General features: G+C 61.5%; 18 protein-coding genes. 11 read left to right on the top strand and 7 right to left on the bottom strand.

Going from position 1 to position 16,941, the window contains the following annotated elements; all coding sequences use genetic code 11:
• Nucleotides 1-251: 251 nt before the first annotated feature.
• Nucleotides 252-938 carry an HAD family phosphatase gene (locus QZ638_RS09220; RefSeq protein ID WP_295809211.1) on the bottom strand — a complete coding sequence of 229 codons (687 nt, stop codon included), beginning with the start codon at nt 936-938 and terminating at the stop codon, nt 252-254.
• Nucleotides 939-994: 56 nt separating this feature from the next.
• Nucleotides 995-1,642: a hypothetical protein gene (locus QZ638_RS09225; RefSeq protein ID WP_295809214.1), complete on the bottom strand. Its 648-nt coding sequence runs from the start codon at nt 1,640-1,642 to the stop codon at nt 995-997.
• Between the two features lie 181 nt (nt 1,643-1,823).
• Between QZ638_RS09225 and QZ638_RS09230 the strand changes: the two genes are divergently transcribed.
• From QZ638_RS09230 to ptsP, 5 genes are all read left to right on the top strand, one after another.
• Nucleotides 1,824-2,261: a transcriptional regulator GutM gene (locus QZ638_RS09230; RefSeq protein WP_295809216.1), complete on the top strand. Its 438-nt coding sequence runs from the start codon at nt 1,824-1,826 to the stop codon at nt 2,259-2,261.
• Between the two features lie 64 nt (nt 2,262-2,325).
• Entirely contained in the window at nt 2,326-3,084 is a 759-nt protein-coding gene (locus QZ638_RS09235) for a PTS glucitol/sorbitol transporter subunit IIC (RefSeq protein WP_295809218.1), read from the top strand.
• Between the two features lie 14 nt (nt 3,085-3,098).
• Nucleotides 3,099-4,097 carry a PTS glucitol/sorbitol transporter subunit IIB gene (locus QZ638_RS09240; protein ID WP_295809220.1) on the top strand — a complete coding sequence of 333 codons (999 nt, stop codon included), beginning with the start codon at nt 3,099-3,101 and terminating at the stop codon, nt 4,095-4,097.
• A gap of 70 nt (nt 4,098-4,167) precedes the next feature.
• Nucleotides 4,168-4,551 (top strand): PTS glucitol/sorbitol transporter subunit IIA, encoded by a 384-nt coding sequence (locus tag QZ638_RS09245; protein ID WP_295809223.1) that lies wholly within the window; start codon nt 4,168-4,170, stop codon nt 4,549-4,551.
• A 36-nt stretch (nt 4,552-4,587) separates the two neighbouring features.
• The gene (ptsP, locus tag QZ638_RS09250; protein WP_295809226.1) at nt 4,588-6,567 is read left to right on the top strand and encodes a phosphoenolpyruvate--protein phosphotransferase; all 1,980 of its coding nucleotides are present in this window, start codon (nt 4,588-4,590) and stop codon (nt 6,565-6,567) included.
• A 16-nt stretch (nt 6,568-6,583) separates the two neighbouring features.
• On the opposite strand, the gene QZ638_RS09255 is transcribed toward ptsP, so the two are convergent.
• Nucleotides 6,584-7,318 (bottom strand): hypothetical protein, encoded by a 735-nt coding sequence (locus QZ638_RS09255; protein WP_295809228.1) that lies wholly within the window; start codon nt 7,316-7,318, stop codon nt 6,584-6,586.
• A gap of 215 nt (nt 7,319-7,533) precedes the next feature.
• Here QZ638_RS09255 and QZ638_RS09260 point away from each other — a divergent pair, with 215 nt between their 5' ends.
• The 3 genes from QZ638_RS09260 to QZ638_RS09270 all read left to right on the top strand — a co-directional run bounded on the left by QZ638_RS09260 (nt 7,534) and on the right by QZ638_RS09270 (nt 11,256).
• Entirely contained in the window at nt 7,534-8,493 is a 960-nt protein-coding gene (locus QZ638_RS09260; RefSeq protein WP_295809231.1) for a sugar-binding transcriptional regulator, read from the top strand.
• A gap of 168 nt (nt 8,494-8,661) precedes the next feature.
• The gene (locus tag QZ638_RS09265) at nt 8,662-9,555 is read left to right on the top strand and encodes a LysR substrate-binding domain-containing protein (protein ID WP_295809233.1); all 894 of its coding nucleotides are present in this window, start codon (nt 8,662-8,664) and stop codon (nt 9,553-9,555) included.
• Between the two features lie 186 nt (nt 9,556-9,741).
• Nucleotides 9,742-11,256, top strand: a complete 1,515-nt coding sequence (locus QZ638_RS09270) for an aldehyde dehydrogenase family protein (RefSeq protein WP_295809237.1) — start codon at nt 9,742-9,744, stop codon at nt 11,254-11,256.
• A 92-nt stretch (nt 11,257-11,348) separates the two neighbouring features.
• On the opposite strand, the gene QZ638_RS09275 is transcribed toward QZ638_RS09270, so the two are convergent.
• Nucleotides 11,349-12,098: an SDR family oxidoreductase gene (locus QZ638_RS09275; protein WP_295809240.1), complete on the bottom strand. Its 750-nt coding sequence runs from the start codon at nt 12,096-12,098 to the stop codon at nt 11,349-11,351.
• Between the two features lie 101 nt (nt 12,099-12,199).
• Here QZ638_RS09275 and QZ638_RS09280 point away from each other — a divergent pair, with 101 nt between their 5' ends.
• Nucleotides 12,200-13,096, top strand: a complete 897-nt coding sequence (locus QZ638_RS09280; RefSeq protein ID WP_295809242.1) for an AraC family transcriptional regulator — start codon at nt 12,200-12,202, stop codon at nt 13,094-13,096.
• A 114-nt stretch (nt 13,097-13,210) separates the two neighbouring features.
• Here the strand turns inward: QZ638_RS09280 and QZ638_RS09285 are convergent, their stop codons facing one another.
• From QZ638_RS09285 to QZ638_RS09295, 3 genes are all read right to left on the bottom strand, one after another.
• Nucleotides 13,211-13,474, bottom strand: coding sequence for a DUF2312 domain-containing protein (locus QZ638_RS09285; RefSeq protein ID WP_007008278.1), 264 nt, complete (start codon nt 13,472-13,474; stop codon nt 13,211-13,213).
• A gap of 137 nt (nt 13,475-13,611) precedes the next feature.
• Nucleotides 13,612-13,920, bottom strand: a complete 309-nt coding sequence (locus QZ638_RS09290) for a DUF1244 domain-containing protein (protein WP_295809244.1) — start codon at nt 13,918-13,920, stop codon at nt 13,612-13,614.
• An 11-nt stretch (nt 13,921-13,931) separates the two neighbouring features.
• Complete coding sequence (locus QZ638_RS09295) at nt 13,932-14,729, bottom strand: N-formylglutamate amidohydrolase (protein ID WP_295809247.1); 798 nt, start codon at nt 14,727-14,729, stop codon at nt 13,932-13,934.
• A gap of 194 nt (nt 14,730-14,923) precedes the next feature.
• Here QZ638_RS09295 and QZ638_RS09300 point away from each other — a divergent pair, with 194 nt between their 5' ends.
• Both QZ638_RS09300 and pyk read left to right on the top strand, forming a co-directional pair.
• The gene (locus QZ638_RS09300; RefSeq protein WP_295809250.1) at nt 14,924-15,424 is read left to right on the top strand and encodes a DUF1036 domain-containing protein; all 501 of its coding nucleotides are present in this window, start codon (nt 14,924-14,926) and stop codon (nt 15,422-15,424) included.
• A complete protein-coding gene (gene pyk, locus QZ638_RS09305; RefSeq protein WP_295809252.1) occupies nt 15,421-16,857 on the top strand; it encodes a pyruvate kinase in 1,437 nt (478 codons plus the stop codon). Before QZ638_RS09300 ends, pyk begins: the two co-directional genes overlap by 4 nt.
• Nucleotides 16,858-16,941: the final 84 nt, after the last annotated feature.

Below are 16,941 nucleotides of genomic sequence, written 5' to 3' on the forward strand. Positions count from 1 at the left end.
GCGGTGGACGGCGCGCTTGGCGCCGAACTCCTCGCAGCCTTCAAACAGGTCATCGAAAACCCGATGACCATGTTGGTTTGATATGCGCCTCCGGTTTCCGAGGGGCTCGTGACCGGAGGCGCAGAGGGCGGCGGATCGCTGTTTCAGTGAAACGGCGATCCGCTTTTGGGGCGGGCAATCGGGGGACAACCCTCGCAACTTTGACCGCGTAACTCGGCGCTGCCTGGATCATCACGGGCAGCGCCTTTTCTTTAGATGTCCGCCACTGTTTCGCGGATAAAGCCGCGCCGGGTGAGCTCGGTCTGGACTTCGTTCCAGTTTGCGCAGGTGGCATGAGCGCCGGCGGATAGGAGTTTTTCCGCATGGCCGTTGAATGTGTGCCCGCCGCCGGTGAAGCCGATGGCTGTCATTCCGGCGGCAACAGCGCCTTGTACGCCGAATGGCGAGTCCTCGATCACCACGGACGAAGCGGGTTCGCTGCCCAGCTTGTCCGACGCGAACAGGAAGATGTCCGGAGCCGGTTTGCCGTTTTTCACCATGGATGTGCTGAAGACATTGTCTGCGAAAAATTCCGCAATGCCGGCCACTCGAAGGCTGAGCGCGATCCGCTCCATGGAGGACGACGAGGCGACGCAGCGTGCGGTCTGAAGGTTGCTTAGGAAGGGAAGAATGCCCTGTGTCGGCTGCAACTCTTCCTCCAGCAATGCCTTCGTTTCCAGCCAGATATCGTCTTCGGCGTGGGCCGGAAAGGCATGTCCGGTGAGTTCCTCGATGCGCACGATGATATCGGCCTGTTTCATGCCGATGCATTGGCCGACGATGTCGCGGGTGAGGGCCAGGCCGTGCTTGTTGTACGCACGCTCATAGGCGATCGCGGCCAGCGGTTCGCTGTCGACGAGGACGCCGTCGCAATCGAATATGATCAGGGGATCGCTCATGGAAACTCCGAAATTGTGGTGCTGATATGAAAGGAAGATGCCGGAAAGCGCTGCATTCAAGTTGCAAGATCGGGAAAGATCGACGGCGCCTCGATGTTTTTGCGCCCAGCCTCGATGGCGGTGCGCATGGCGAGCCGCCCTTCCACGAGATCGGGAGCGACCCAGTTTGGCTCCGCCCCGAAAAAGCGATCTAGAAAAGCAACGGCCGAAGCGGGCATTTCTCGCGTGTTCTCGCGATAGGACCACCAGATGCGCAGATCGTCCGCGCAGCGGTCGAGCCGGGGTGCATCGCCGAACTCCTGTTCGAAAATGGCAGCGATCGCGCAGACGCAATAGTTCGTGTAGAGGAAGCCTTCCGGCCAGAACCTGACGATCTCGGCATTGTCGGTATCGCTGGAAACCGCGCTGTCCGGTGTCACGACAACCGGAGCGTGACGGATCATTTCCTTCAGTGCCAGCCCGGCGGCATAGATGATGAAGTCGCCGCGGTCGAGTTGGGCGTAGGTCTTCTGCGCATCGACCATTTCCACCCAATCGAGGAACACACGCGTGAGCTTCTCCTCATTGATCTCGAACCCAATGCCGTAATGCTGCGTCACCGCCTTCGCATTGCCGCGAAACGTTGCCCGAAACCAGCGCAACTGACGCAACCGGTGGCGCAGATCGGGCATGACCGCGAGTTCGTTCTTGAAATTCAGGTCCAACGGTGAACTCCTTCGCCGGAACCATAGCATGTGGCATTCCGGTTCCAATCAAATAAGCCGCGCTTCACGGATTTGGAGGAATATACAATTTGACATTTCAAAAAACAAATGTTCTTAGTTTCAGGAGTATATCGTATGCAGTGCGTACGCTTGGGATGAGCGTTTCGGGAGGAACGGCCTGATGGCAATATGGCAATGGGGGCTTTTGCTCCTAGCGGTCGTATGGGCGCTGCAGTCCTACGGCGTATGGCTGCAGATGCGGCATTATTCCGATGTCTTCAAAGGCATAACTCAGAAATACGCTGATGGTTTTGTCGGAACCGGCGCGTTTCACGGACGCTTTCTGAAGCGGGGTGCGATCGCCATTGTCGTGATAGCGCCGGATCTATCCGTCCGTCGTATCCTGACCATGAGCGGGCGGTCGGTTTTCGCGAAATTCAAGCGACACGAGGAGTTCGAGGGCATGCCGCTCGATCGGCTTCGGGCCGAGCCGGCTCTGTTTGGCGACGATCAACCGGGACTGACCGCGGCGATCACACAGGCAGTGGCGCAGATTGACCGCACGCGAACGGGAGATGAGCCGCCGCTTCGGGAGTCCCTGAAGGCGGCAAACGCATGACATACGGGACTGCACGCTCGCCGGATCTCAATCACCGGTATGAGCAGAAGAGAGAGGGAGGACTATGTCTGTCATTTCACTAATGGCCCAGCATGCCGATACGGCCATGCAGGGGCTGCATATGGCCGGTACGGTGGCGGGTGATGCCGCGCTCACCGGCAAGCTTGCTGCCAAGGCGGCGGCCAACGATCTCGTCGTGCTCGCCCAGGCGGGCAGCGACCTTTCGGTCGAGGAGTTTCGGGAGAGGCTGGATTCCGTTTCGCAGGAAGAGCAACTCGGCTGGCTTACAGCCGCCGGCAAATACTTTATCGGTATTTTCCAGAAGGGCGGCGAGGTTTTCGCGGGCTTCGTCACCGGCATCATTCCGACACTCGTCGTGCTTATGACTGCCTTCTACGCCGTCACCGAACTGGTGGGCGAGAAGCGCGTTCACGGTCTCGCCCAAAGCGCAGGCCGTATCGCGCTCACGCGCTATACGGTTCTTCCGGTCCTCGCCGTCTTCTTCCTCACCAACCCGATGGCCTACACGTTCGGCTCGTTCCTCGAGGAAAAGCACAAGCCTGCTTTCTATGACGCTGCGGTGTCCTACGTGCATCCGCCGCTCGGCCTGTTTCCGCACATCAATCCGGGTGAGTATTTCGTCTGGGGCGGTATCCTCGTGGCTTTGCTTGAGCTTGAGAACCAGGGTGTGGTGCCCGGAGGGTATCACATCACAATTGCCATCTGGTACGCGCTGGTCGGTCTCCTCGTCATCCTGCTCAAGGGCATTTTGACCGAGAAGATCACGGCCATCATGGCGCGCCGCCAGGGCGTTGAGCTCTAGGGGAGGGGCAGGACATGGCGAAAACATACAAAGCAGTAAAAATCTCGAAAGGGTCGTCGGGTTGGGGTGGTCCGCTCGTGATCGAGCCGACAATGCAGCGCAACAAGGTGGTTTCGGTCACTGGTGGCGGGATTCATCCCGTTGCGCAGCGCATTGCCGAGATGACGGGCGCCGAAGCCGTCGACGGCTTCAAGAGCCCGCCCATTGAAAGCGAGATGGCGGTCGTGGTCGTCGATTGCGGTGGTACGGCGCGTTGCGGCGTCTATCCGCGCAAGCGCATTCCCACCGTCAACCTGACCCCGGTCGGCCAGGCCGGCCCGCTTGCCCAGTTCATCACCGAGGACATCTATGTTTCGGGCGTCACGCCGGAGACCATCAAGATGGCCGACGGCAGCGACGCGGCAACGGTTGCCGGAGCCGCCGAGCCAGCTGAGGAGGCTGCCGCGTCGGCGCCGGTGACAGAGCCGGCGAACGACGGTGGCCTTGTCGGTCTCATCAGCAGCGTCGGCCGTGTCATGGGTCGCGTTGTCGGCATCTTCTTCAATGCCGGCCGCCGCACCATCGACCAGGTGGTCCGCAACGTATTGCCCTTCATGGCCTTTGTGACCATGTTGATCGGCCTGATCCTCTATACGGGCATCGGCGATGTTCTCGCTCAGCCCATGGGGCCGCTGGCCAACAACATCATCGGCCTGCTCATAATCTCAGCCATTTGCGGGCTGCCGTTCCTGTCTCCGATTCTGGGACCGGGGGCGGTTATCGCCCAGGTGATCGGCGTGGCGATTATCGGTCCGCAGATCGCCAACGGTACGATCTCGCCAGCCATGGCGTTGCCGGCGCTGTTCGCTTACAACACGCAGGTGGGCTGTGACTTCGTTCCCGTGGGCCTTGCACTTGGCGAGGCAAAACCCAAGACGATCGAAATCGGCGTTCCTGCGGTGCTGATCAGCCGTCAGGTCATGGGCCCGGTTTCCGTGGCCATAGCCTGGGCCGTTAGCCTGGTGGTGCTTTAACGCCTGGGACCGGCGACCGTCCTTTGGCGGTTGCCGGTCCTGGAACAATTGCTTGCATGGAGTCGTGTGAATGTCGGTGTTTCTCAAAACGCGCATAACTGCGGTCGGTCCCGAAGTGGCGGATTTGGCGGAAGGTGGCGTCCTCATCCTGTTTGCCGACGGTGCGCCGGAGGAACTTGCCGAAGTGTCGGTTCTTCATGCGGTTCAGGACGGCCCGTCTGCCGATGCCCCGGTGCGCGGCACGCGCGTTTCGGTGGGCGATGGCGTAGCGGCAGAGATCACCGCCATGGGCGAAGCTGCCTGGAACAAGGTGCGCGAGATCGGCCATGTGGTGGTAAACTTCAACGGCGCTGCTACCGTGGAGCGTCCAGGCGAGATTTGCGCCTCCGTTGTCGAGCCGGCCGCTCTCGTGGCTGCATTGAAGACGGACGCTGTGATCACAATCGGCGCTTAACGCCGCAACGAATCGAAGAAAAGACACGAGACCGGTATGGAACGCTCGACCATCGTCAGAGTGCAGGACGGCCTGCACGCCCGACCCGCCACCCGCTTCGTGCGCCTCGCCAAAGGGTTCGAGAGCGATGTGGAAATCGTCAAGGGCGAGAAGGCCGTCAGTGCCAAGAGTTCAGTGAAGTTGATGCTGCTTGGCGTGAAGGAGAACGACGAAGTCTCCATTCGCGCCAATGGCGCCGATGCCATAGAAGCCGTCGACGCATTGATCGCCTATCTCGAGAACCCGATGTCCGGTGTCGAGGAAGGCGTTGGCGAGAGCGCTCCGCAACCGGCGACAGAGGCGGCTGTGCCTAAAGCCGCCGCGCCGGCTGAACCGGCCGCCGTCGACGGTGGTCTGCACGGTGTTGCAGCCAGTGTCGGCCTCGGTCTCGGTCCGGTCTTCGCTCACTTCCCGCAGCAGATCGAGCCGCACAACAAGACGTTGTCCGCCGATGAGATTGGGCCGGAGAAGAAGCGTTTCGAGGAGGCCATTGTCCGCCTTCAGGAGAAGCTCGACCGGTCTCTGGCTTCCGACGGCATGCAGGAAAGCGACCGGGGCATCGTCGCGGCGCTGCGCGATATCGCTTCGGACGATGCGCTGCGCGACGAAACGCTTGCCGCAATCGACGGCGGGCTCGACGCGGTGTCCGCCGTTATTGCGTCGTCCTCGAATCTGGCGGACGATTTCCGCAAGCTTGACGATGCCTACATGGCGGCGCGCGCAGAGGATATGGAATCGATTGCTCGTCAGATCTGCCTGACGCTTCTTGGTCAGGAGGACGCGCGCCTCGACGACATTCCCGACGGGGCGATTCTTGTCGCCGAGGATATTGGCGCATGGGATCTGGCCCGCGCGCCTCTCAAACGTCTGGGCGGTGTCGTCTGCGGGCATGGCGGCGCCACCTCGCACGTGGCCATCATAGCCCGCACCCACGGCATCCCAGCCGTTCTCGGCCTCGGTGAGGCCGTCAATGCGCTGCGCGATGCCAGGGAGGCAGCGATCGACGGCCAGACCGGCCAGGTTGTCATAGACCCGGACGAGGCCACCCGTGCGCGATTCGAAGAGATGATCGGCGCCGCCACTCGCGAGAAGGAAGCGCTCAAGGCTTACAAGGACGTGGTGCCGCGCCGCGCCGATGGAACTGTCATCCAGGTGGCAGCCAATCTCGGGTCGCTCGAAGAAGTCGAGGCCGCGCAGGAGGCGGGCGCGATGGGCGTCGGCCTGTTCCGCACCGAGCTGCTTTTCATGCGTCACATGCATCTTCCGTCCGAAGACATGCAGGCCGAAACGTATGCCGAACTCGCCCGTGCTTTCCCCGATCATCCGGTCATCGTGCGCACGCTCGATATCGGCGGCGACAAGCCGATCTCCGGCGTCGAATTTCCGGAAGAGGAAAACCCGTTTCTCGGCTGGCGCGGTATCCGCATGTGCCTCGACCGGCCGGACATCTTCAAGGTTCAGCTTCGCGCGCTCCTGCGCGCCGCGGTTCACGGCAATCTGCGCGTGATGCTGCCGATGGTGTCGGATGTCGAGGAGGTGCGTCGCACCCGCGTCCTGATCGGCGAATGCGCCGCCGAGCTGAAGGTGGAGGGCGTGGCCCATGGCGAGTTTCCGCTCGGCGTCATGATCGAGACGCCGGCGGCCGTGTTCGGTGCCGCGGCGCTTGCCGAGGAAGTTGCGTTTTTCTCCATCGGCACCAACGATCTGACGCAATATGTGATGGCTGCGGACCGCCTCAACCCATCCGTGGCGAACCTGAACGACGCCGCCCATCCGGCGGTGATGGCGGCTGTGGGGCAGGCGGCGAACGCGGCTTTGGCGGCGGGCATCGAGATCGGTATGTGCGGTGAAGCCGCCGCACGCAGCGACCTGATCCCCGAATTCGTTCGCATGGGACTCACGGAGCTCAGCATGAGCCCGGCCGCCATTCAGGCCACCAAGAAGCAACTTTCGGAGCTCTTGGATGCAGCGGCCTGATCGAAACGCTAAACGCTTATGGCAGGTGCGTTAGCAAGCTTTCGAAGATTGCCGTCAGGTCGGTTATCGGCTGGTCGGCCTTGAGGCTGCGCGCCATTCTCTCCTCGCGCGCAGCGATGGCCAGCGTCGCTATGTCGAGTAGATCCGGTGCCGGGAGACTGTCGTCGAACAGCGCCAGGGCGGATGCGAGCAGCCCGGGCGCGAACACGCTTATGCAGGTCACCGCGTTTTGCGCGGTGGGCGGCGTGGCGGGATCGCTCAATGCGTTGCGGCAGATTTCCTGGAGCAAATGTGCGAGCAAGCCGGCCACGAGCGGACGCAGCGTTTCATGCCCGGAAGCCTTCTTCAGCGCCAGAACGATATGACCCTGACGTTGGCGCAGCGTTTCATAGGCTCCGGCGAACGCGGTTTCGCGAATATGCGGCGGATCCCTTTCCTGCAGCGTGTCCGCCAGCGCTTTTGCCGCACGATACATGTGTCGGCGAAAGGCTCGTTCGCCTTCCGTGAAATCGGTGAAGTATCCGGTCAATGGCCGTAGGACCAGTTCGTGGTTGCGCCTGTCGGGAAGCACTGTGCGCGAAGCGCTTTCGGCCAGTGTCAGCGTGTCGTCGACCACGCTTACCGCGCGTCCAAGCAGCTTCTCGATATCGCCGAAGTGCTTGTCCGTGGAGGCCGTTGCCCGCCGCTCATACCGGTGCGCACGCAAAAAATCGCGCATGTCCCGCAAACGGTCTTTAAGATGAACTGCCATGTCTTCCGAGGCGTTGCGAAGCATAAGATGCTGCCCTTGAGTAATCGGTTTTGCGTTTTCTGGCATTGACCGAATGGCGACATCATTGTTTTGGTCTTCCCGGAAATCAAGCAAGATGCTTGTATCCGCCCCGTGTAAATATGCAGGAACACCATATGAGCAAGGCGAAGGTACACAAACAGCCCGCCGGTACGACCAGTTCTGGAGAAATTATCATGACGCCCGCCAGGGGAGGCGTCACCAGCAAGACCGACCGGCTGCGTGTGCGCGCCGCATGGATGTATTTCGTCGAGCAGAAAACACAGAACGAAATCGCCGAGATTCTCGGCATTGGCCGCGTCAGCGTGGTGCGGATGCTGGCCGATGCGCGGGCCCGCAACGAGGTGAAGATCACCATCGAAGGCGATCTCGCGGAAATCACCCGTATCGAGCGGGCGTTGGAACAGCGTTTCGGCCTGGAGCGCGCCGTGGTCGCGCCCCTGTCCGATCCCAACGCTGACCCGATCCCCGCCATCAGCGCGGCCACTGGCAGCTTCGTATCCGATGTTATGGCAGCGGGCATGTCGGTCGGCGTCGGCTGGGGGCGTACACTGTTTGGCTCCCTGCCGTTCATCCGCGCTCGGCCGCTGTCCGATTTTAAGGTAATCTCTCTTCTGGGTGGCGTCGGCGTGGCTCGCCGCTTTAACCCGGCCGAGTTCGCCTGGCGGTTTGCGCGTGCCTTCCAGGGTGACGGCTACCTCATTCCCGCACCCGCCGTTGTCGACAGTGTCGAGACGAAAACCGCGCTGATCGAGCGTTGCGGCTTGCATGAGATTCTGGCCCTTGCCGACACGCTCGATGCGGTCATCGTGTCGGTTGGCGGTCTTGCCTCCGCCACCACCTTCTACCGTGGGGGTTATCTCACCGAGGCCATCCGCGCGGCGTTGGAGGACAAGGGTGCTGTGGGCGATATTCTCTACCACTTCTACGACCTCGACGGTCAGCTCGTGGATCATCCGATCAACGACCGCGTCATGTCCGTCGATGTCGACCGCTTGCGCCGCGCGCCCATGCGCATTCTGACCTCCGGCGGCGACGACAAGATCGATGCTCTGATCGGTGCGATGAAGCTGGTTGAACCGACCGTCTTCATCACCGATGAGGAAAGCGCCCGCAGCATTCTGGCTTTGGCATGACAATCGACCATTGTTGAAATGGTTTCGTCTATGTGATTTCGGTTACCGCGCGGCTATAAGATGCGAACGCGCGCCTGATCGTTCGCAGCGACATGGAAATGTGCGTTAAACGGCGCGTGCTCCGCAGCCGTTGGGCCGGAGGCGCAAAGGGGAGGTATGCTTTCGACGATGGTGGACAGGTTCGCACGGCGCTTTCTGCCTTCCTTCTCCGTTTTGCGCAGCTTCGCATCTGCCGCCCGGCATCAAAGCTTTACGCTCGCCGCTGAGGAACTGAACCTTACGCAAAGCGCCGTCAGCCGCCATATTCGCGATATGGAATCGGCGCTCGGTTTCAGCTTGTTCCGGCGTGTGGGCCGACGTGTCGTGCTGACGCCTGCGGGCAAGAACTTGGCCGATGCGCTCGAGGACGATCTGCATCGCATCACGCAGACCCTGCATCGCGCCATCGCCGCCGGCATGTCCGGCGCGACGTTGAATGTCGCCAGCCTGCCGACCTTTGCCAGTCGGTGGTTGATCCCGCGTCTGCCAGATTTCGAAAGAACGCACCCGGGCATCGGGATCAATCTGATGGCGCGCATAAACCCGTTCGATCTTGCCCATGAGCGGTTCGACGTGGCCATTCATTTCGGTCGCGACAACTGGCCGGACGCCCGCCTTACCAAGCTGTGCGACGAGGCGATGATCGCCGTCGCATCGCCCTCCTTCCTCGAAAACCATGATGTTGCCGGGCCCGTGAATCTGCTCGACGCCCCATTGCTCCACCTTCAAAGCCGCCCCGGCGCCTGGGCGGATTGGATGCGCGAGGCCGGCGTCGGCGATGTGCCGGCGCTTCCAGGCAAGCAATTCGATCAGTTCACCATGGTCATTGCCGGTGCGACCGCAGGCCTCGGAGCCGGCCTCGTACCGGCCTATCTGATCGAGGAGGAATTGCGTTCCGGTGTGCTCGTTCAGATCGGTGACAAGGCGCTCAAGACACAAAACAGCTATTTCCTGGTGCAGCCGCTCGGTGTGGACAATCCCTCGGCAAATGCTTTTGTCTCCTGGATCACCGCTCAGGTTTAACAGTCCGGGCGATTGTGCTTTTCCAGCACCGATTGGCCGGGGATACATGACCGTCCATCATGAATGCAGTCCGATTTTCCATTTCCATTCCGTTGTCGGTCTTCCTACAGTCCCGCCAAGGGCCGATCTGGCCGCGCGGCATTTGCCTGCGTTTCGCAACAGGATTATCGAGGGAGCGAAGCACCCATGAACGTCAAGAATGAAACAAGCGAGCTTTTGAAGCGCCTCGGCGTCGACGACAAGGCTTTCACCGGCGGCGATCTGTCTGTGCGCACGCCCGTTACAGGCGAAGAGATTGCCGCGGTCACCTCCATTTCCGCCGCCGATACCGGCGCTGCCATCGAGCGCGCGCATGCCGCCTTTAAGGCCTGGCGCAACGTGCCCGGTCCGCGTCGCGGCGAGCTTGTGCGCCTGCTGGGTGAGGAGCTCCGTGCCTCGAAGGACGATCTTGGTCGCCTTGTCTCCATCGAGGTCGGCAAGATCCGCTCAGAGGGCCTCGGCGAGGTTCAAGAGATGATCGACATCTGCGACTTCGCTGTCGGACTGTCCCGCCAGCTCTATGGCCTCACCATCGCTACCGAGCGCCCCGGCCATCGCATGATGGAAACCTGGCATTCGCTCGGTGTGGTCGGTGTCATATCCGCCTTCAACTTTCCCGTTGCCGTCTGGTCTTGGAATGCGGCGTTGGCGCTGGCGTGCGGCGACAGCGTGGTGTGGAAACCCTCCGAGAAGACGCCGCTTACAGCGCTCGCTTGCGAGGCGATCTTCAAGCGCGCCGTCGCACGCTTCGGCGACGATGCACCGTCGGACCTGCTTACCGTGTTGATCGGCGATCGCGCCGTTGGCGAAGTGCTGGTCGATCACCCGAAAGTGCCGCTGGTATCCGCCACCGGTTCCACACGTATGGGCCGCGAGGTCGGCCCGCGCCTGGCGAAGCGTTTCGCCCGCGCGGTTCTGGAGCTCGGCGGCAACAATGCCGGCATTGTCTGTCCTTCCGCCGATCTCGACATGGCGCTGCGCGCCATCGCCTTCGGTGCCATGGGCACCGCCGGCCAGCGCTGCACCACGCTGCGCCGTCTGTTCGTGCACGAGTCCGTTTATGACGCGCTGCTGCCGCGTCTGCGTAAGGCTTACGAATCGGTCTCCGTCGGCAGCCCGCTCGCGACGGATGCGCTGGTCGGTCCGCTTGTCGACAAGGCCGCCTTCGACAACATGCAGAAAGCGCTTGAAGAAGCGAAGAAACTTGGCGGCGAGGTCGTTGGCGGGGACCGCTTCGACAGCGGCGATGCGGATGCTTATTACGCGCACCCCGCCCTGGTGGAGATGCCGGAGCAGGCCGGTGTCGTTCTGGAGGAAACCTTTGCGCCGATCCTCTATGTGATGAAGTACAGCGATTTCGATGAGGCGCTCGAGCTGCACAACGCCGTGGGCGCGGGCCTTTCGTCCTGCGTGTTCACGACCGATATGCGTGAAGCCGAAGAGTTCCTCAGCGTTCGCGGCTCCGACTGCGGCATCGCCAACGTCAATATCGGCACCTCCGGTGCGGAGATTGGCGGCGCGTTCGGCGGAGAGAAGGAAACCGGCGGTGGCCGCGAGTCCGGCTCCGATGCATGGAAAGCCTATATGCGTCGCGCCACCAACACGGTGAACTACTCGACGGAGCTGCCGCTGGCGCAGGGCGTCTCCTTCGATATTGAATAGTGGCAGAAGAAGCCGAAATGCGAAGGGCGGCTTGAAGCCGCCCTTTTTTGTTCCGCATCATTCGGTGCGGGGCATTGCTTCGGCTACCATGATCATGCGGCGAGAGCCAGCGCGTCTGCACCTGCGGGTTGCCGCAATGGGCAATCGGGTTCGGTCACGGCTCGCCAGATCGCGGTGACGACATCCTTCGGCTCCGTTATCTGCGCATCGGCCGTCCCTGCGAGGGCGGAAAAGGCCTCTTTTGCAATGGACTCATAGGCTTCGGGAATGCCGCCGGCCTCGTCCATTTTGCCACGTGCGTTGGTTCCGAACTGCGTGCTGGGTGCCCGCCCCGGCAGAACCAGTCGCGCACGAATGCCGAATGGTTCGAGTTCCAGCGCAAGGCATTCGGTAAACGCGTTCACCGCTGCCTTGCTGGCCGTATAAACCGGCAGGAGTGGCAACGCTTTCAGTGTCGTGCTGGAGGAAATGTTCACAATCGCGCCTCCTCCGCGTTCACGGAGCTGTGGAAGCACGGCGCGGGTCATCTCCATCGTGCCGAAAGTGTTGGTTTCGAATATCTCGCGGATCGTGTCCTCGGGCGTGCCTTCCAGGGGGCCCATCCAGCCTATGCCTGCATTGTTGACGAGCGCATCGATTGGGCCGGCTGTTGCGACGGCATGGTTGATCGAATCGCGTTGGGTCACGTCGAGCGGCAGAATGCGCAAACGATCGGACGGGGGCAATACGCCCTCGACCGGCTTTCGCATCGTGGCGATGACCGACCAGCCCTTGTCGATGAAGTAACGGGCTGTCTCCAGCCCGAACCCCGAGGAGCATCCGGTTATCATCACAGTTTTCATCGATATGTCTCCTTTGTTGGAAACCTTAGATATCGACCGCGCGATCCGTATTTTCTATAATCGTAAGTCCGCATTTGTTTATCGAAAGTCCGAAAATCTGAATGTCCGACCCTCTTTCCCAAGCGATTTCTCTTCTGCGCCCGCGCGCGCCCTTCTCCAAGGTGGTGGAAGCCGCCGGTGCCTGGCGCATACGACGAGAGGAAGTCGGAAAGGCCTATTACTGCCTGATCTTTGCCGGACAGGCGCGTCTCGCGGTGGAAGGAGAACCGCCGGTAGACTTGTGTCAGGGCGATTTCGTTCTGGTGCCGGCGGCGCAGAGTTTCTCCATGTCGAGCGTCGATCCGGTGCCACCGCCGGGGCTGGAAAGCAGACCCGGCATCATGTCGGATGGGCAGGTGCGGGTCGGCCCTGAGGGCGCCCCGATAACGGTTCAGGCGCTCGTCGGATATTGCAGCTTCGGCGCTCCGGATGCGGAACTTCTGGTGTCGCTGCTTCCCGTTGTGGCCGTGGCGCGCGGCGCGCCACGTCTCGGCGACTTGGCGCGTTTGGTTCGGGATGAGGCGCGTGCGGAACGTCCCGCCCGCGATGTGGTCCTGGAGCATCTACTGCAGGTGCTGCTCATCGAAGCTCTGCGTTCGGCGACGGACACGAGCGGGATGCCGGGTCTGATGCGGGGGCTGGCGGACGAGCGGCTGGCGCAACCCTTGCGCGCCATACATGCGGAGCCGCATCGGGCATGGAACGTTGCCGAACTCGCGCGCTCGGCTGGGCTTTCCCGCTCGGCTTTCTTCACACGGTTCAGCGAGGTGGTGGGAATGGCCCCGATGGAATATCTGCAAAGCTGGAGGATGACGCTGGCCAGGCACATGCTGAGATCGCGACAGCACAGCATCGCAAAGGTAGCGATGAAGGTGGGATATGGCTCGACGAGCGCTTTCAGCTCTGCCTTTTCGCGGCGCATGGGTGTGTCGCCGGCGCGGTATGCTCGTGCGGAATGAGATGGAGGACCGAGCGCCTGAGAGCGCATATGCCGACGCGATGGATGAGGGGTTCGCGTGTCGCGAGCCCTTGAAGGGAGCGGCTGTGAAGGCGGCGCCCCCTTCAACGCCGTTTCACTCCATGCCGAGCGCGGCCTTGTAGAGGTCGATCATCGCCTCTTCTTCCTGACGTTCGGCCTGGTCCTTCTTGCGCAGGCGCACGATGCTGCGCACCGCTTTGGTGTCGAAGCCGTTGGCCTTCATCTCGGCGTAAACTTCCTTGATGTCTTCCGAAATGGTCTTCTTGTCTTCCTCGAGGCGTTCGACGCGCTCTATAAAGGCGCGAAGCTGGCCTGCAGCCACTGTGTCGGCGGTCTCGGTCGTGATGTCGTCGGCCATGCAAAACTCCGGTCGATTGGTCTGAAAGCCCGCGAGTCGGGGCGTTGAAGCGTGGCAGGTTCGATGCCCCAGAGTAGCCCAATGGTCAAGGCATTTGCTGCTTCGCCCGAGGCGGCTGCTGCCAGTATGCCGTCCCGTCAGCGTTCTTTCGGGCGCTTCTCCTCGAACGCGGCCTTCTGTTCCGCTGTCGCTTCGGTTTGATGCTTCGCACGCCATTCGTCATAGGGCATCCCGTAGATGATCTCGCGTGATTCTTCCTTGGAAAGTGCGATCCCCTCGGCCTCGGCCGCGTCCCGATACCAGTTGGACAGGCAATTGCGGCAGAAGCCGGCCAGGTTCATCATGTCGATGTTCTGCACGTCTGTGCGGGTGCGTAGATGCTCGATCAGGCGGCGAAACGCGGCGGCTTCCAGATCGCGTTTCTTTTCCTCGCTTAGCGCCGTCATGACATTCTCCTTCACGATTGGTCCGTTCGCGACCCGAAATGTTTTACCTCGTGCATATCGGATCGCGCATTGATGGCTTCAAGAATGGGCGCGAGCCGCGCCGCCCACACCGCCGCACCCGCCCGATCGGCGATCAGGTCCTGGCGTATTTCGATCAATGCGTGGGCGAAGCCCCGTGTTGTGGCGTGACGGTGCATCGTGTCGCCCGGATAGGCTCCGTCATAGGGTTCGTTGTCTCCCACGGTCAGGTCGCCACCTGCCTGAAGCGCCTCGATCAGCGGTGTCACCGCGCGCGGGTCGTTGTCCCACGGAATGCCGACCTCCCAAGGGCGCTTGCGGCCCAGCAGAAAAGGCGTGAAAGAATGCATGGAAACGATCAGCGGTGCACGTCCATGAGCATTCTCGACCGTCGCCACCGTTTCCGCGACCGCCTTGTGATACGGCAGATAAAAGCGCTCGATCCGGCTTTGCCGCTCCTCGGGGGAGAGTGGGTAGTTTCCCGGTATGATCGTCCCGTCGTAAAGTTGTCGGATCAGCGTTGGATCGCTGATGCCCCGGTTTGGATCGATCAGCAGTCGAGAAAAGCCGCACAGCACTGCTGTGGCCCCCAACCGTTCGGCAAGTGCGCGTGTTACATCTTCCACACCGATATCATAAGCGATATGGCGTTCGAGTTCTGCAGCCGGCAGTCCCAGTGCCCCGTAAGGTTCGGGCAATGCGCGCCGGGCATGATCGGCGATCAGTACGAGCCCGTTTGCCGGATCGCCGGGAATCAGCTCCGACGGGGATGTGAATGCGAAGGCGTTCATGAAACGGGTCCTGGGGACAAGTGGCGGAGTCATAAATGCGCGCTGATCGCAGCGTAACTTCGTCCTTTCACGATGTGCCCCGTTCTGCAAGGCTGCGAGGGAAAAGACATTGCGGCCGACGATGCCGCGTTGACAGGCGCTCGGACATTGCCGAAAAGGAAAATATGCTCAGGTCGAATTCAAGGTTGTCAAAAATGCTTCGACGGGCGTCACGTGCGAAACGCCGGGGGGCTTTTCTGCTTGTTGCCGCAGCCGGATTGGGAGGCGCGATCCTTGCGCCCACTCCCGCGCTCGCCGATTTCAGAGTTTGCAACTCCACACAAAATCTCGTTGGCGTCGCCATCGGATATCGCACCGGCTCCGGCTGGGTAAGCGAAGGTTGGTGGCGAATCGAGAAATCGAGTTGCAAGACGCTGATCGAGGGGTCTTTGGAGTCGCGTTACTACTACCTCTACGCCGAGGACGCAGCCAGCGGTGGCCGCTGGGAGGGTCCGGTGCAGATGTGCGTCGCACTGACCGAGTTTAAGATCGCCGACACCAATGATTGTTTCGCGCGGGGCTTTCAGCGTGCCGGTTTCCAGGAATACGATACGCGCGAACAGGAAAACTGGATGGTGGATTTGACCGACGGACCGGCTGAGAACAGCGACAACAGCGACAACAACACCCTGACGAATTCGGGCGCTTCCCAATGAGGCGCAATCGGAAGGTCAAAATACTCGCCACGCTCGGTCCCGCTTCGTCGGAGGAAGAAAGCATCCGGCGTCTGTTCGAGGCCGGCGCCGACGTATTCCGCATCAATATGAGCCCTGCCAGCCATGAGTTGATGCGCACGCTGGTAGAGCGCATCCGCGCGGTCGAAAAGAAGGTTGGCCATCCCATTGGTATCCTTGCCGACCTGCAGGGTCCGAAGCTGCGTGTTGGCACCTTTGCCGACAAGAGCGTCGAGCTTTCCGTTGGCCAGACCTTTACGCTCGACGACAATCCCGAGCCTGGCAATGACAAGCGGGTTCATTTGCCGCATCCCGAAATTCTCAAGTCGGTGGAGGAGGGGCATCGCCTGCTGATCGACGATGGTCGGCTGCAACTCAAGGCGCTCAAGAACACTGGCAAGGCGATCGCCTGCGAGGTCGTCGCGGGAAACAAGATTTCCGATCGCAAAGGCGTCAGCCTGCCAGACACCGATTTGCCGATGGGCGCGCTCACCGACAAGGATCGCAAGGACCTCGATGCGGTACTCTCTTCCGACGTCGACTGGATCGCGCTCTCCTTTATCCAGAGACCGGAAGATCTGGCCGAAGTGCGTAAGGTTGCGCGGGGACGGGCCTCGCTTCTGGCCAAGATAGAGAAACCGCAGGCGGTGAAGCGTCTTGCAGAAATCATTGAGCTATCCGACGCGCTCATGGTTGCGCGCGGCGATCTCGGTGTGGAAATGCCGCTCGAGGCCGTTCCGGGCATTCAAAAGCAGATCACCCGTGCCTGTCGCCGGGCCGGCAAGCCGGTGGTCGTTGCCACGCAGATGCTCGAGTCGATGATTTCGGCGCCGGTGCCGACCCGCGCTGAGGTCTCCGATGTCGCCACCGCTGTCTTCGAGGGCGCCGATGCGGTGATGCTGTCGGCGGAATCGGCCGCCGGGGAGTATCCCGTCGAGGCCGTTTCCACGATGAATTCCATCGCGATCAAGGTCGAGCAGGATCCCACCTATCCGACCATCATCTACGGTCAGCGCACCGAGCCCGAACCCACCGGCGCCGATGCGATTTCCATGGCGGCGCGACAGATTGCCGAGACGCTCAATCTCTCGGCCATCATTACCTATACCTCGTCGGGCACCACGGGACTGCGCGCCGCGCGCGAGCGTCCGCAGGTGCCGATCATCGCATTGTCTCCGGTTTTGCAGACGGCGCGCCGTCTGTCGCTGGTCTGGGGCACGCATTGCGTGGTGACAGAGGATGCGGCGGATCTGGACGACATGGTCAACCGCGCCTGCCGCATCGCCTATGAGGAAGGGTTCGCGAAACCGGGCAACCGCGTGATCGTCACCGCTGGTGTGCCGCTTGGTACCCCCGGCGCGACCAACATGCTGCGCATCGCCTATATCGGTTCAGACGGTCTCGGCGGTATCTAAGCCCGGCTTTCAGACAAACGAATGCTCCGGCAGGCGACGCCTGCTTGCCGGGCTGGTTTTCGTGCTGGCCGGGGGCGGTGTCCG

It is taken from the genome of uncultured Nitratireductor sp. (genome assembly GCF_913053745.1).
Lineage (GTDB): Bacteria > Pseudomonadota > Alphaproteobacteria > Rhizobiales > Rhizobiaceae > Nitratireductor.